This is a genomic window from Bacillus sp. G1(2015b) (assembly GCF_001482475.1).
GTDB lineage: Bacteria > Bacillota > Bacilli > Bacillales > Bacillaceae > Bacillus > Bacillus safensis.
Genome location: NZ_LKIC01000012.1, coordinates 134,214 through 149,821, shown reverse-complemented (window position 1 = coordinate 149,821; position 15,608 = coordinate 134,214). Strand labels below are relative to the sequence as shown.

14 protein-coding genes and 1 pseudogene are annotated in these 15,608 nt (G+C 41.5%); 11 read left to right on the top strand and 4 right to left on the bottom strand.

Going from position 1 to position 15,608, the window contains the following annotated elements:
- Positions 1-390 precede the first annotated feature (390 nt).
- On the top strand, positions 391-1,782 hold the full coding sequence (locus AMR95_RS08760) for a hypothetical protein (RefSeq protein ID WP_058838105.1): 1,392 nt from the start codon (positions 391-393) through the stop codon (positions 1,780-1,782).
- A gap of 216 nt (positions 1,783-1,998) precedes the next feature.
- Here AMR95_RS08760 and AMR95_RS08755 read toward each other — a convergent pair whose 3' ends face one another.
- Positions 1,999-2,943 (bottom strand): M23 family metallopeptidase, encoded by a 945-nt coding sequence (locus tag AMR95_RS08755; RefSeq protein ID WP_231746879.1) that lies wholly within the window; start codon positions 2,941-2,943, stop codon positions 1,999-2,001.
- Positions 2,944-3,269: 326 nt separating this feature from the next.
- Between AMR95_RS08755 and lipA the strand changes: the two genes are divergently transcribed.
- Positions 3,270-4,166: a lipoyl synthase gene (gene lipA / locus AMR95_RS08750; protein WP_008360456.1), complete on the top strand. Its 897-nt coding sequence runs from the start codon at positions 3,270-3,272 to the stop codon at positions 4,164-4,166.
- A 39-nt stretch (positions 4,167-4,205) separates the two neighbouring features.
- On the opposite strand, the gene AMR95_RS08745 is transcribed toward lipA, so the two are convergent.
- Complete coding sequence (locus AMR95_RS08745) at positions 4,206-4,841, bottom strand: YhcN/YlaJ family sporulation lipoprotein (protein WP_058838103.1); 636 nt, start codon at positions 4,839-4,841, stop codon at positions 4,206-4,208.
- Between the two features lie 120 nt (positions 4,842-4,961).
- Between AMR95_RS08745 and AMR95_RS08740 the strand changes: the two genes are divergently transcribed.
- Genes AMR95_RS08740 through AMR95_RS08730 form a run of 3 tightly spaced genes read left to right on the top strand, consistent with a single transcriptional unit; the run spans position 4,962 to position 6,483 of the window.
- Positions 4,962-5,237, top strand: coding sequence for a YutD family protein (locus AMR95_RS08740; RefSeq protein ID WP_039181199.1), 276 nt, complete (start codon positions 4,962-4,964; stop codon positions 5,235-5,237).
- 19 nt (positions 5,238-5,256) lie between these two features.
- Complete coding sequence (locus tag AMR95_RS08735; protein ID WP_039181197.1) at positions 5,257-5,691, top strand: DUF86 domain-containing protein; 435 nt, start codon at positions 5,257-5,259, stop codon at positions 5,689-5,691.
- An 18-nt stretch (positions 5,692-5,709) separates the two neighbouring features.
- Complete coding sequence (locus AMR95_RS08730; protein WP_099663641.1) at positions 5,710-6,483, top strand: TIGR01457 family HAD-type hydrolase; 774 nt, start codon at positions 5,710-5,712, stop codon at positions 6,481-6,483.
- Positions 6,484-6,522: 39 nt separating this feature from the next.
- Here AMR95_RS08730 and AMR95_RS08725 read toward each other — a convergent pair whose 3' ends face one another.
- Complete coding sequence (locus tag AMR95_RS08725; protein ID WP_047202457.1) at positions 6,523-7,023, bottom strand: phosphatidylglycerophosphatase A family protein; 501 nt, start codon at positions 7,021-7,023, stop codon at positions 6,523-6,525.
- A 132-nt stretch (positions 7,024-7,155) separates the two neighbouring features.
- On the opposite strand from AMR95_RS08725, the gene yutH reads away from it, so the two are divergent.
- The 6 genes from yutH to AMR95_RS08695 all read left to right on the top strand — a co-directional run bounded on the left by yutH (position 7,156) and on the right by AMR95_RS08695 (position 15,012).
- On the top strand, positions 7,156-8,178 hold the full coding sequence (yutH, locus tag AMR95_RS08720; RefSeq protein WP_058838102.1) for a spore coat putative kinase YutH: 1,023 nt from the start codon (positions 7,156-7,158) through the stop codon (positions 8,176-8,178).
- 74 nt (positions 8,179-8,252) lie between these two features.
- Entirely contained in the window at positions 8,253-9,221 is a 969-nt protein-coding gene (locus tag AMR95_RS08715) for a 2-hydroxyacid dehydrogenase (RefSeq protein ID WP_047202459.1), read from the top strand.
- Positions 9,222-9,444: 223 nt separating this feature from the next.
- On the top strand, positions 9,445-10,746 hold the full coding sequence (locus AMR95_RS08710) for a homoserine dehydrogenase (protein ID WP_058838101.1): 1,302 nt from the start codon (positions 9,445-9,447) through the stop codon (positions 10,744-10,746).
- Positions 10,746-11,807 carry a threonine synthase gene (gene thrC, locus AMR95_RS08705; RefSeq protein ID WP_024423361.1) on the top strand — a complete coding sequence of 354 codons (1,062 nt, stop codon included), beginning with the start codon at positions 10,746-10,748 and terminating at the stop codon, positions 11,805-11,807. The genes AMR95_RS08710 and thrC overlap by 1 nt, the downstream gene beginning before the upstream one ends.
- On the top strand, positions 11,804-12,736 hold the full coding sequence (gene thrB, locus AMR95_RS08700; protein WP_058838100.1) for a homoserine kinase: 933 nt from the start codon (positions 11,804-11,806) through the stop codon (positions 12,734-12,736). Before thrC ends, thrB begins: the two co-directional genes overlap by 4 nt.
- A 305-nt stretch (positions 12,737-13,041) precedes the next feature.
- Positions 13,042-15,012: an alpha/beta hydrolase family protein gene (locus AMR95_RS08695; RefSeq protein ID WP_058838099.1), complete on the top strand. Its 1,971-nt coding sequence runs from the start codon at positions 13,042-13,044 to the stop codon at positions 15,010-15,012.
- Between the two features lie 215 nt (positions 15,013-15,227).
- Here the strand turns inward: AMR95_RS08695 and AMR95_RS08690 are convergent.
- Positions 15,228-15,527: pseudogene (locus tag AMR95_RS08690) on the bottom strand (NifU family protein).
- Positions 15,528-15,608: the final 81 nt, after the last annotated feature.

The following is a 15,608-nucleotide window of genomic DNA, read 5'->3' as shown; positions in this document are numbered from 1 at the left end:
TCTCAACTTTTTAAACATAGCTCCTACCCTTATTTTGTGAACAAATAAATTCAACTGCATTCTAAGGTGTTTATTTATATTATAACGGATTGCATTTACCTGATCTAATTTTAGGTAGGAGAAAAATTCGATCTAAAAATTTATGGATTTGAATTCTATACTGGTTTCTTTCTTGTATTAATTTGGTGTTCACATTTAAAATTATTTCTAATTCTTGTTTTAATTGTGCGATTTCTTCTTGAAAGGTCAATATTCCTGTAAATTTGTTGGAAAATCTCATAAAGTCCTCCTATTTATTTCTAAATCAAGTATACTTTAATTTATAATAGATTAGAATAAATGCGGGTAATGAAAATCATATTTAAAATTCAATACTTGGGTGGGATTAAATTGAGCAAACAAAAAAATATTTTGTCTAAAAAAGATCGCAACAAATTGTTCTATAGTGAGATAACAAAAGATTACCCATGGTTTTATGAATTATTAAAGACAAAAGAAAAGCTTATGCAAGAAGATTTGGTTAATTTAGATACAGAAAAACAAAATTTTTTCAAAGATATTCTTCCAAATGTTTTGAATGCATCGAATAATGAATGGAAGCCCTCTCATGATATATATGTAAGAGTTCTTGAAGGGAATAATAGAATGAAATGTAGCCTTTGTGGCACGAAAAATAAGTACATTTATTATATTACCAATAAATTGAATGAAAATAAGCTTAACGTTGGAAGTGAATGTGTCAAGCAATTTGGTGAACTAGGGGAATGGATGAAGAATAACGGTGAATTGTTGAAAGAGAAGCAAAAAAAAATACAGCTTAAATATAAACTAAACAATGATTTACCAGGTATAGAGAATACACTACATAAGTGGAACGAATTTGTTACAAACCTCCCCATTATGTTGCCTTATAAACTTGAGAATAAATTTAAGAGTATTGGGCTTGAGGCCAAGCATCTTTATGAAAAAATTATTGAAGGAAAAAAATACAGGTACTATAGAAATGAAATTATGAAAGCCTTAGATGAGAGAGAGGGGCTAATCATTGAAATCAATGATTATGTTAAGGAGCATGAGAATAAGCCTTATGTTGTAACAGATAAAATTATACGAGAATTAAAGTCATCAAGAAAAGATAAGGCTCTTAGTATGTTACAGGAGGATAATGGATTTATCAAATGGAGAACGGCACATCGTATCACGGAAAAAAATTTTATAAAATGCTTAATTAAAGATTTTAATAAAGGTTTAGAAAGTTATGGGATTTCAATAGAGAGTTATGATATTAAAAGAAAAGGCTTTAAGATCATTATTAACTCACAAAGAAGATTTAGGTTTTTTAGTAAGTTTTCTGGATTTATTATGGAATTTGGTTGGTTGATTTTTGAGCCGGAATTAACAGAACATATTTCTTTTTCGAAGTTTTTAAATTTATGTTCACTATATGATAGTCGCTCTTATAATATTGCTATAGCTTCATTTAACGAACTCCTTAAAGGGTATAATTTTAATATTAGAGAAATTGATATAGACCGAGATAGGATTTTTCTTTATTCCGATTTAAGAGGAATATATGTTGAATTGAAGTTAAGTGATTTTATGAGAAAGTATCAAAGTTTCTTATTTAAGAATGAAGAAGAGTATAATTACGAGGATTCACGATATAGCTCATTCAAGAGTGAGATGCAAAATCTATTCAACAGCAGTAGAAATAAGATTACGGAGCAAGAATTTAAAAGAATGAAGGATATTGAACGTTCCTCCAGACATTTGAGAGTTTAAGATACAGAGTAGCTTTTGGATAGCATTATGTTAAAAAATGAGTGGTTTATAACTATAATATATAGAGAATTATTAGTGTATAAAATGCTGAACGGATTCAGTATCATTTGCTTGTAGCCCTTGTCAGAATAGTGGTCAAAAGGATAAAATTTTGAAGGAAAGTTTTATCAATGAAAAAAGGAGAAGAGTGCGAAAACGCTAAACTTCTCCTTTTATTTATTTTCGTTTCCGTTCAGCTCTTTCCCACGCCCTCAAATGAGGGTATGGGTCAAATGACCATTCCGTTCTGCCGTTGTCTTTGTACATGCCATAGTGAAGATGCGGCGGAAATTTTCCTGCGGTGCCTGGAGGGCCGTAACCGGAGCTTCCGACAGATCCAATCACCTGACCTGGTTCAACTATTTGACCTGTCTTAAGTCCTTTCGCAAAGCCATTTAAGTGAGCGAAGTAATGATAATGATTATGAATGTCTCGAATGCCTATCCGCCAGCCGCCAAAACGGTTCCAGCCTTTCATTTCAATCACGCCATACGATGTCGCACGAACGGGAAGTCCATAATGGGCAAATAAATCGGTTCCCTCATGAATTCTTCTTCCTCCAAATCCTCTCGCATCTCCCCATGTACTTCGGTAGCTGTAGTCAGCTCCAACTGGTAGAGGAAAAGCATGCTTTCCAAGATCAAGATGGCCGTAGTGCTTATATAGCTTCATAAAAGATGAAATGATTCCAACGGTTTGATCACGTCCATAATAGTCCCATAAGCCAATTTTTAATTGATCAATGCTGCTGCCGTAGTGAAGCAAGTATTGAGCAAACGTGAATAATACATCCTCATCGTCATCGCTGCTTGCTTTGCCATCCCCATTCCCATCAAGACCAATTCCGTCAAACACTTTAATGCTTAAAGGAGAGGTATCCTGTTTATTCGGGTTTTCTGGTCCAATCCACATTTCCCGGGGAATGTAGATGCCAATGACGCCTTTTTGTTTCGGTAAATCTCTTCTGCTTTTTCGAATATTGTGTTCATACTGATCAACTGCAGCAAGTACATACCATGGAACCTGTGTTGTGATGGAGACTTTTTCATATAGGGCCATTCTTTGCTTCAATTCATCTGGCTGTTTGCCGGTCCCTTCTGCATGAACAGGTAAAGGGAGCATTGAAAGACCAATCATAATGGCTAAAACCACTTTCACAAACGTCCATCTCCTTTCATCGAGCATCGTCTTCTACCGTTTAGTGTGGTTAGATCACTCTATTTCATAAGAAGAAAATGTTAGTAATTTTCTTCTGTTTTTTTAGGAGGCTTTTGGGTATTTTTGCAGCTCATTCCCTTGTTGTTCAATCTGTACTATGTTAAAGTGTCTAAAGAAAAGGCTTTAGGCCGAAGATTCAATTTTTTGCAGCTTCTTGGCTGCATCCATCGTATATAGCAGGAAGATTTTTGTAGATGCACCTTTAACGAATTCATATGGAGATGATGGAATTGGCAAAGAAGGAAGAGCACGTAAGAAAACCGGACTGGCTTAAAATTAAGCTGAATACGAATGAAAACTATACCGGTTTGAAGAAAATGATGCGGGAAAACAACCTGCATACCGTTTGTGAGGAAGCAAAATGTCCGAATATTCATGAATGCTGGGCAGTGAGAAGAACCGCTACATTTATGATCCTTGGATCTGTTTGTACGCGCGCATGCCGTTTCTGTGCGGTGAAAACTGGACTTCCAACTGAGCTTGACCTGCAAGAGCCAGAACGCGTGGCAGATTCAGTAGCCTTAATGAACTTAAAGCATGCTGTCATAACAGCGGTTGCAAGGGATGATCAAAAGGATGGCGGAGCAGGTGTGTTCGCTGAAACCGTTCGTGCGATTAGAAGAAAAAGCCCATTTACCACAATTGAAGTTCTCCCTTCAGACATGGGCGGTAATTATGATAACTTGAAGACGTTAATGGACACTCGTCCTGACATTTTAAATCACAACATTGAAACAGTGCGCAGATTAACGCCAAGAGTTCGTGCGCGTGCTACATACGATCGTTCATTAGAATTCTTGCGTCGTGCAAAAGAAATGCAGCCTGACATTCCAACAAAATCAAGCATTATGATTGGACTCGGTGAAACGAAGGAAGAAATCATTGAAGTCATGGATGATCTTCTTGCCAATAACGTGGATATTATGGCGATTGGTCAGTACTTACAGCCTTCGAAAAAGCATTTGAAAGTTCAAAAATACTATCATCCGGATGAGTTTGCAGAGCTGAAGGAAATTGCGATGTCAAAAGGCTTTAGCCACTGTGAAGCTGGGCCGCTTGTGCGCTCTTCCTACCATGCAGATGAACAAGTAAACGAAGCGTCTAAAAAGCGTCAGGCGCAAGCATAACAAAGAAAACGCCAGAGCTCTCTGGCGTTTTTTCTCATATTAATTTTGGCCATAAGGGGCGTTTCTTCTCATCGTACGGTCGGAATTCGTCATCCCATTTGCATCTTCTTTCGTTGAAATATCTCCACCTTGAGGGGAGTACTTCATTTGCTGAATTGTTTTGGTTAAAATCTGGTCAAAATCACGTGAATTGGTTTGAAGACGTGAAAAATTGGCAATGGATTGAAAGTGCTCTGGATTATCAGAGACGTATACATGATAATAACGAGGGAGAACAGAAACCGCCGTTTTCTTTACTTGATCGGCAGATTCATCACGGTTTTTGTTTCCTGTTCGATACACGATGAGTGCATCCTCATCTGTCACAAGTGTGGCTGCATCTTTGATGTTTGGCAGCTGCACCGTTAAACTTGTAATCACGTGGGCAAGATGCTCACGATTTAAAGCAGGGGTTCTTTCTTTCTGATCCGTTACTTGCTGGCGCTGATAACGAACATATCCTGCTTTGTTTGTGTCTGCTTCTGGCATGTTGGAATTATTTCCTTCATGACGATCCGACAGACGGATGGTTTTACTTGAAGAATCTTCATCCACTTGCCGGTTCATACCTGATTGAAAGCCGCACCCGCCTAAAAGCATGCTGAGGAGAATCGCGGCTGTCAGTTGTTTCTTCATAAATGTGACCTCCTTTTTCCTTTAGCTTCGGCTAAATCGGAAAAAACATGCTTTAGCAATTGATGGAGTTCTTCCAATGAATTATCATTAAAGATGGATCGTTTAAAAAGAGGTGAGAAGATGATCGTCATTCAGAATGCTACCTTTGATCTTGTAAGAGATATCAAAGACGGCTTTAATGAAGAAGCGTTTAAAGCAAGGTACTCAGATATTTTAAATAAGTATGATTATATTGTGGGGGACTGGGGCTATAATCAGCTCAGGCTGAAAGGGTTCTTTGATGACCAAAACCAAAAGGCCACATTTGATACTAAAATCAGCACACTCGATGAATACATTTATGAATACTGTAATTTTGGCTGTGCCTATTTTGTCTTAAAACGAATCAGAAAATAACGCAAAGGGGAGCGTCATAATGTATTTCGTAGATAGAAAAAAGATTGAAGAGACATTACGTTTTTTCGAGGAGCAATATGAGTTGATGCAAAGTCATCAAACATGGACAAGTCCTTTAGAAAAAAAAGCGCTGGAACGAATTGTTCATTTGCTCGTCGAATGTATTCTTGATACTGGAAATGACATGATTGATGGCTTTATTATGCGTGACCCAGGAAGCTATGATGACATCATGGATATCCTTGTTGATGAAAAGGTCGTACCAGAAGGTGAAGGCAGTCAGCTGAAAAAGCTTGTCTCATCCCGCAAAACACTTGTGCAGCAATATCAGGAAGTGGATCATCATGACTTATTGCAGGTCATCAGTGAAGTAGAGCAAGCGCTAGAGGTCTTTCCAAGCCGCATCCGTACCTACTTGGAGCAGGAGCTTGGCCCAGTATCAGCGTTTAAATAAACCATTGGAGTTGTGAGCATCATGAAATACAAAGGCTATTTAATTGATTTAGACGGGACAATGTATAAAGGAACAGAAAAGATTGAAGAAGCAGGTCAATTTGTTCAGAAGTTAAATGAGTTGAACATCCCTTACTTGTTTGTCACGAATAACTCATCACGCACGCCAAAGCAGGTAGCGGAAAAACTCGTTTCATTCGATATTCCAGCCACAGAAGAACAAGTTTTCACAACAAGTATGGCGACGGCCAATTATATTGCTGAGCAAAAGAAAGATGCGTCAGTTTACGTGATCGGTGAAGAAGGAATCAAGCAGGCCATTGAAGAAAAAGGGCTGACGTTTGGTCAGGAAGACGCAGATTTTGTTGTTGTTGGAATTGACCGTGGCATTACATATGAAAAATTAGCAGTAGGTGCGATTGCCATCCGTCAAGGCGCACAATTTGTTTCAACAAATGGAGATATTGCCATCCCAACAGAAAGAGGGCTTTTGCCAGGGAATGGCTCGTTAACATCTGTACTGACTGTGACGACAACAGTTCAGCCGACATTTATCGGAAAGCCAGAATCCATTATTATGGAACAAGCGATGCGTGTGCTTGGAACAGATGTGTCTGAGACGCTCATGGTGGGGGATAACTATGATACGGATATTATGGCAGGAATGAATGCAGGCATGGACACATTACTCGTCCATACAGGTGTGACAACAAAAGAGCTGCTTCAGCAGTATGAAAAGCAGCCAACCTATGTCATTGATTCATTATCCGAGTGGATTGAGCGATTATCATAAAAAAAGAGGACAAGCGTTACGCGCGCGTCCTCTTTTTCTTTATTCCGCATTTTTCGCACTATGTGCCAGCCTGCTTGATGCGGCAGCAGCAATAGCGCCGACGATGTCATCTAAAAAGGTGTGGCATTCGCCTGTGGATTTATCGTTGAGTTTTCCGAGAATTCCCGGTTTTTCTTTATCGATATATCCGTAATTCGTAAAGCCGATCGAACCATAAATATTGACGATAGCAAAGGATAAAATTTCATCAACGCCATACAGGCTTTCGTCCGTTTCAAGTATTGATTGAAGCGGCTCAGTCAGCTTCTTTTGCTCGGCGAGTACGTCTAGTTCGACGCCCGTTAAAATCGCATTTTGGACTTCACGTTTTGCGATGACACGCTCCACATTGTGGATGCACTCTGTCATGTCTAAGCCAGGATGATATTTTTCCTGTAAAAAGTAGACAAGGTCTGCTATATCTTGAATGGTTACGCCTCGTTCTTGTAAACGGCGTCTTGCTGTTTTTTCTACTTCGTTCATCTCATGATGATGCGGCATGTATTCCTCACCCAATCCTCTTAATTTGTCCACAACGTGTAAAAAGCTTCGGATAGTAAATAGTATTCATAAATCCCGTAACCTGCGACTACGATATGATAAGAGATTGATCATAGGAACGCAGGTGAAAACATGAAAGAAACCATTTATCACACATTTGGTATTGATGTTCGTCAGTTTATGCCATACGGCAGTTATCAGAGCTTTCAAACGGCGGAGGCTCTCTTTCTTATTGTTCCTGTGTCTCATTTGCGAGAAGAAGAACTCGCAGAGATGTATCATATCAGTCAGTATTTACTGAATGCTGGAGACCCATACGTTGCTGTGTTTGAATTAACAAATGAAGAGAAGCCCACCTTTACTCATGGGAAGGAGCAGTACGCTTTATTAAAAGCAGCGCCTCCGATCTCAAGCCGCTCGTTTCAGCAAGCGTCAGAGCTGGCGGCCTTTCATGTCAGGGGAAGAGGCTTTCCATATGAAGTATCCGAAACAAAACGTGTCGGTGCCTGGAAGGAATTGTGGGCAAAACGATTAGATCAGCTTGAAGGCTTTTGGATGCAGCAAATGCATCAAAAACCGCTGGAACGGTTTGAACAAAAATTCATTGAATCGTTTCCGTATTATCTTGGATTAACGGAGAATGCCATTCAATATTTAGTCGATACTGAGCTTGATGATGAACCGAAAGAAGGTGACTCAGGCACTGTCTGTCACCAGCGCTTTTCACGTATGACATGGCCGCATGAGCAGCCGATTCGTATACCTGTGGATTGGGTCTTTGATCATCCAACCCGTGATATTGCAGAATATTTAAGAGAAACCTTTGTCCAGCATAAGGAAGATTTAGTGGAAGAAGGCTTTTCCTTTCTTCAGCAATATGAACAGGTGACACCTCTTTCCTCCTTTTCAAAGCGTTTGTTATACAGCCGTCTGCTGTTCCCGCTTCATTATTTTGAAATTGTGGAAGGCTACTACATGTCGGGAGAAAATGAAAAAGCATATTATGAAGAGCGGTTAGATTACGTTTTAAATGATGCCAATCGCTATGAATACTTTCTAAAGGTTTTTCAAGAAATGAGCGCCATGCGAAGCGGTGGGAGCCCCATTCCGGCTATTGGCTGGATTCAGCCTGCAGCTGATTTGAAGTTTCAGTGAACAGACGAAACGTCTCTTTTCTCTTGAGGCGTTTTTCGTTATGCTTAAAGAAATCGATTAAAGGAGTGTTCTTCTTGACGAAACCTTATGTCTATATCACAAGAAAGCTTGATGAAGCATCACTTACACCATTAAAAGAAGTCGCTCATGTTGAGATGTGGCCGAGCGAGGATGAGCCGTGTCCAAGAGAAGAGCTAGAAACACAAGCAGCTAAAGCGGATGCGCTTCTCACCATGCTGTCAGATCAAATAGATGAGCCTCTCTTATCAAAGACTCCGAATATCAAGGTGGTCGCAAACCTTGCTGTTGGCTATGACAACATTGATGTTGAAGCAGCCAAAAAGCGCGGAATCACTGTATGTCATACACCAGACGTATTAACAGAATCGACGGCTGATTTAGCCTTTGCCCTTCTGATGGCGTCAGCTAGACGCATTGTTGAGGCGAGTGATTGGATTAAGGGTGGAAACTGGACAGGCTGGGGGCCGCTTCTTCTTGCCGGTGCGGATGTTCATCACAAAACGCTCGGGATTGTCGGAATGGGCAGCATTGGAACAGCACTAGCCAAGCGGGCCAAAGGCTTTAATATGAATGTCCTTTATCATAATCGTTCCAGAAAACCCGAGGCAGAAGCGCAGCTTGGTGTGACATATGCGGATTTTGAGGAACTGCTCAAACAGTCTGATTTCATCGTCTGTCTGACGCCGTTAACCCCGGAAACGAAAGACATGTTTAATGAACAAGCATTTGATCTGATGAAGAACTCTGCTTATTTCATCAACGTATCAAGAGGACAGACGGTGGATGAGGATGCTTTATACGAGGCTGTCACGACAGGAAAAATTGCCGGCGCAGGTCTAGATGTATTTAGACAAGAGCCTGTCAGTCCATCTCATCCATTAACGACATTACCTAACGTCACAGTCCTCCCTCATATTGGAAGTGCTAGTGTCGAAACGAGAAAAACGATGATGCGTTTATGTGCAGAGAATATTGCGCTTGTCTTACAAGACGAGCCAGCCAAAACGCCGGTTCGTTCATAATATAAAGCTTCCCGGTGTTCGGGAGCTTTTCTGACAAAAATATTTTGAAAATATAGAATCTTGATATAAATAGCTGTTAAGCGGTTTCATTCTGACAATCTCTTATTTTATTACCTTGTCAAAATGAGGATACCCCTTTATAATGTGTGTACATTGAATGTCTGTGTAAGGTTAACAAATGTCTTTTTAGAGAGGACATTTACGGAGAAAGGTGGAATTTCAGGTGAAGGCAATTCGAGTTGGGCTATTAGGATTAGGAACAGTGGGGAGCGGTGTCGTAAAAATTATCCAAAACCATCAGGATAAATTAATGCACCAAATCGGCTGTCCGGTATTAATACAAAAAGTGCTTGTGAGCAATCCCGATAAAAAAAGAGATGTGGATGTCGCAAGAGAGGTCTTCACAACTGAAGTATACGATGTGATTAGAGATCCAGAGGTCGACGTCATCATTGAAGTGATGGGCGGTATTGAAGAGACAAAACAATATTTAATAGATGCGTTGAATGAGAAGAAGCATGTCATTACAGCCAATAAAGATTTAATGGCGCTTTACGGTACGGAGCTTTTACATGTAGCGAAAGAAAATGGCTGTGATCTTTATTATGAAGCAAGTGTTGCCGGAGGAATTCCGATTTTGCGCACGCTGGAGGAAGGGCTCGCCTCTGACCGAATCACCAAGATGATGGGGATTGTGAACGGTACAACGAATTTTATTTTAACGAAAATGAATGTCGATAAAAGCGCATATGAGGATGTCTTAAAAGAAGCACAGGATCTTGGCTTTGCAGAAGCGGATCCGACAGCTGATGTAGAAGGACTGGATGCAGCCAGGAAAATGGCGATTCTTGCAAGACTCGGCTTTTCCATGAATGTAGATTTAGAGGACGTCAAGGTGAAAGGTATTTCTGATATCTCTGATGAGGATATTAATTTCAGTAAGCGGTTTGGCTATACAATGAAGCTGATTGGAATTGCTCAGCGGGACGGAGAGAAAGTAGAGGTCAGCGTTCAGCCAACCTTACTTCCTGATCATCATCCATTATCATCCGTTAACAATGAATTTAATGCGGTGTATGTCTACGGAAGTGCTGTAGGAGAAACGATGTTTTACGGACCTGGAGCAGGAAGTCTGCCAACGGCAACAGCTGTTGTATCAGACTTAGTCGCAGTAATGAAAAACATGCGCCTTGGCGTGAACGGAAGCGGATTTATCGCACCGCAGTTTGAGAAGAAGATCAAATCGTCATCAGAAGTATTTGCTCAGCAATTCTTAAGAATTCATGTCAGAGATCAAGTCGGGGCATTCTCCCGCATTACATCTATTTTTTCTGAAAGAGGCATCAGCTTTGAAAAGATCCTTCAGCTTCCTGTGAAAGGACACGATGAGCTGGCTGAAATTGTAATTATTACACATCAGACCTCAGAAGAAGATTTCTCAAATATCCTGCAAAAATTAAACGACCTCGACGTGGTGGTTCAAGTGAAGAGCACGTACCGAGTAGAAGGGAACGGTTTAAGCTAATGAAATGGAATGGACTCATTGAAGAATTTCAAGAATTCTTACCAGTAAACGAATCTACACCTAAACTAACATTAAATGAAGGGAATACACCGCTGATCCATCTCGCCAAGCTTTCAGAAAAGCTGGGAATCGAGCTTCATGTGAAAACAGAAGGCGTGAATCCAACAGGTTCTTTCAAGGATCGAGGAATGGTCATGGCCGTTGCTAAGGCAAAAGAAGAAGGCAATGATACAATCATGTGCGCTTCAACAGGGAATACTTCTGCAGCAGCAGCGGCATATGCAGCCCGTGCTGATATGAAATGTATTGTCATCATTCCAGACGGGAAAATTGCCTTCGGTAAGCTTGCACAGGCTGTCATGTACGGAGCAGAGATCATTGCCATTGACGGCAACTTTGATGATGCACTGAAAATCGTCCGCAGTATCTGTGAAAAAGCGCCGATCGCCCTTGTGAACTCCGTCAATCCTTATCGAATTGAAGGACAAAAGACAGCAGCATTTGAAATCTGTGAGCAGCTAGGCTCTGCCCCGGACGTCCTGGCGATTCCTGTTGGAAATGCTGGGAACATTACAGCCTACTGGAAAGGCTTCAAGGAATATCACGAGAAAAAAGGAACTGGACTGCCTGTCATGCGTGGTTTTGAAGCAGAAGGTGCAGCGGCAATCGTTCGAAATGAAGTGATTGAGCAGCCAGAAACAGTGGCAACGGCTATCCGTATCGGAAATCCAGCGAGCTGGAAACAAGCTGTGGCAGCCGCAGATGAATCAAACGGAAAGATTGATGAAGTGACTGATGAGGAAATTCTTCATGCGTATCAATTGATCGCACGTGAAGAAGGTGTGTTTGCAGAACCGGGCTCATGTGCATCGATTGCGGGCGTGTTAAAGCAGGTGAAATCTGGTGAAATCAAGCCAGGCAGTAAAGTTGTTGCGGTACTAACAGGTAACGGACTGAAAGATCCAAATACGGCTATTGATATTTCGCAAATCAAGCCGGTCACACTCGATGCAGATGAAGATCAAATTCTTGAACACTTAGAAAAGGCCGCACGCGTATGAGTGAAGCCTCCATGCTTTTTTCAATCACAGTACCGGGAAGCACTGCCAATTTAGGACCAGGCTTTGATTCAGTTGGAATGGCACTCAGCCGCTATTTAAAGCTATCGGTCTATGACCATGATAGCTGGCTGTTTGAAGCAGAAACAGATGTCGTAGCTGGAATTCCATCAGGCACCGACAACCTGATTTATCAAACAGCCAAAAAGGTCGCAGATGACTTTGGAAAAACACTCCCGCCTGTTCATGTCAAAGTGTGGAGTGATATTCCATTGGCACGGGGGCTTGGCAGCAGTGCTGCTGCCATCGTTGCCGCCATTGAACTCGCCAATCAGCTTCTTGAATTAAATATGACAGATGATCAGAAGCTCTTTTATGCAAGTGAGGTAGAAGGTCATCCAGATAATGCGGGTGCCTCTTTATTCGGTGGTTTACTGATCGGTCTTCATGAAGAAGACAAAACCCATGCCGTTAAAGTGCAGCATGTGGATGTAGATGTTGTCGTGGTCATTCCTTTTTATGAAGTGCTCACAAAGGATGCCCGTGATGTCCTCCCAGAGGATTTTTCCTATAAGCATGCTGTTAGTGCGAGTGCTGTAAGCAATGTACTTGTTGCCGCCTTAATGACACAAAACTGGCCGCTTGTTGGAGAAATGATGAATAAGGATTTATTTCATCAGCCGTACCGAACAATGCTCGTTCCAGAGCTGTCGAAGGTAGAGCATGTCGCTTCGCTCAAAGGAGCGTATGGTACAGCTTTGAGCGGTGCTGGGCCGACGATCCTCACCTTAGTGGAAAAAGGAAAGGGAGAAGCGCTGAAAGAACAGCTTGCCCAAAATTTCCCGCATTGCGAAGTCGATTTGCTGACGGTGCCAGTAGAAGGTGTTGTCGTGCAGCATCATCCTGTTAATCAAGTAAAGAACGTGCTGTGAATCTGCACGTTCCCAGCGTGTAGACAAACCCTCGCATTCTTTGTCAGTCCTGCGCGCTGGTGCTCACGAATGTTCAATTCGCTCCGCGCCAGTGCTCGTTCTTCCTAGACTTCAAGGGTTTTCAAACACGCTGAAAAGAAGAAAAAGAGCTAAAATAAAGATCATTTTAGCCCTTTTTCAGCAATCTGAGAACGTGCTGTAAAATCTGCACGTTCTTTTTTTATGCTTGTTTTTATGGGAAGAAGCAGGGATTATTATTTAGAGGATCGAACTATTTTTTATGCATATAAGGGGGAGATACATTCATGAAGAAATTGATGACGGCAGAAGATTTAACGAAGATTGTTTCTGTTTCTCATCCGGTTTATTCACCAGATGGAAAAAAGGCAGTCTTTACAAAAATCACTGTGAATGAGAAAAAGGACGATTACAATATCCATTTATGGGTTCGAGATGAAGAGACAGAGGAGCTGGCACAATGGACATTTGAGGATGGAAAGCATCATCAGCCAGTTTGGTCAAAGGACGGCAGGCAGCTTGCTTTTATTTTGCAAAAGCCAAAGGAAGTCCCTCAGCTCGCACTCATAAAGAGCGAAGGAGGCGGCGTGCGTACTTTAACGAAGATTCCATACGGAGTATCTCACCCTGTCTTTTCTCCCGACGCAGCATTCATTTATGCGGCTGTGTCATTGAAACAATCAGAATCTGTTCATGATGAAAAAAAGGAAGAGCAAGATGAATTTGCTCCAGCGGTATATGATGATTTGACCTATAAAGCAGATGGAAGAGGCTTTCTAGATGGGCGTGTCACACAGATCGTGAAAGTGGATATCCGTTCAGGAGAGGTAGAGCCTATCACGAGCGAGCAGGTTCACCATATGAATCATACCGTTTCCCCGTGTGGAAAATGGCTTGCCTTTATTCAATTAAATCCACAGATACCTTACATAAGTGACGTGTGTCTTCTGTCATTAGAAGATGGTCAGACAAAAAAGATCACACAAGCAAACGGCGCTTATTCCACCGTATCTTTTTCTCCAAATGGAGAGAGTCTTTTGTATATTGGTCATGAGCGTGAATTCCAAAATGCCACCTTCCCATCATTATGGCTGTATGATCTGAAAGAAGACAAGGCGGTTCAGCTATCAGAAATGCTCGATATGTATGTTGGAAACTGTATGGCAGGAGATAGCGTGATGGGAGAGGCCTATCAAGTTCCACAGTGGACAAAAGACAGCCAAGGATTTTATACGCTTGTTTCTGATCAAGGTAGTACAGGGATTTATTATTTCTCTATAGAAGGTTTAGCCTATCCAGTTCGACTAGAGGCGGAACATATCACCAATTTCAGCCTTCATCCAGAAGAAACCAAACTGCTGCTCAGCCAGCTTTCACCTGTTTCACCAAGTGAGCTGTATGAGCTGACATTAGGGGAGACAGAACTAAAACAAATCACGTTTGAGCATCATGATTTTCTAAAGGAGTATGTCGTATCCGAACCTGAACCATTTTCTTTTCAGTCAAAAGATGGCGACGAGGTGCATGGCTGGTTTATGAAGCCTTCCAAGATGGAAGAGGGGGAGAAATATCCGCTCATTCTAGAGGTACATGGCGGACCGCATGCGATGTATGGTTATACGTATTTTCATGAATTTCAAATGCTTGCTTCTGAAGGCTATGCCATCGTGTATATCAATCCGCACGGAAGTCATGGATACGGACAGATGTTTACCGACCGTGTAAGAGGAAGTTATGGTGACGTTGATTATGACGATGTTATGCAGGCTGTTGATCATGTGCTCAAAGCCTATGATTTCCTTGATGAAACAAGACTCGGCGTGACTGGCGGGAGCTATGGCGGTTTTATGACCAACTGGATTGTCGGTCAGACCGACCGCTTCCGTGCAGCTGTCACACAGCGCTCCATTTCAAACTGGATAAGCTTTTATGGCATCAGTGATATCGGTTATTTCTTTACAAGGTGGCAGATTGATGGGGATATTTATGATTCTGTCGATAAGCTATGGGATCGTTCGCCGCTAAAATATGTGAAGCAGATGAACACGCCGCTTCTCATCCTGCACAGCGATGAAGATTATCGCTGCCCAGTTGATCAAGCAGAACAGCTTTTTGTGGCATTGAAGGAGCTTGGGAAAGACACAAGATTGGTCAAATTCCCGAAGGCATCTCATGATTTATCCAGAAGCGGCCACCCGGGGCAGCGTATTCAAAGACTGACCTTTATAAAGGAATGGTTTAGAGAAAAGCTAGCCTAATAAAAAACGACCCTTCAGCGTGCTGACAAACCCTCGCATTCGGTGTCAGTCCTGCGTGCTGGTGCTCACGAATAGAAAATTCGCTCCGCGCCAGTACTCGTCCTTCCTAGACTTCAAGGGTTTTCATATCACGCTGAAAAGAAGACAAAGGGCTAAAGCCTTTGTCAATCATGAAAAAACGACCCTAATTGGGTCGTTTTCATGTCATATATGAATTAGAAAACCTGTTCAACTTCTACAACGCCAGGCACTTCTTCTAATAATGCGCGCTCAATACCGGCTTTCAATGTAATGGTTGAACTTGGGCAGCTGCCGCATGCACCAAGAAGACGTAATTTCACAATGCCATCTTCAATGTCTACAAGCTCACAGTCTCCACCATCACGTAATAGAAATGGACGAAGTTTGTCCAGTACTTCCTGTACTTGGTCTTTCATTTCGACTTCAGTCATTAGATATAATCGCTCCTTTCACAACATATCACCATTATATTCATCTGGACGATAAAAATCTATTGATTGGTTTCAAAGTTTCCTTCTCATTATAGCACAATCTCATCTTGAAACAAAAAGTGATTTTGACTTTTTTCATCCAGA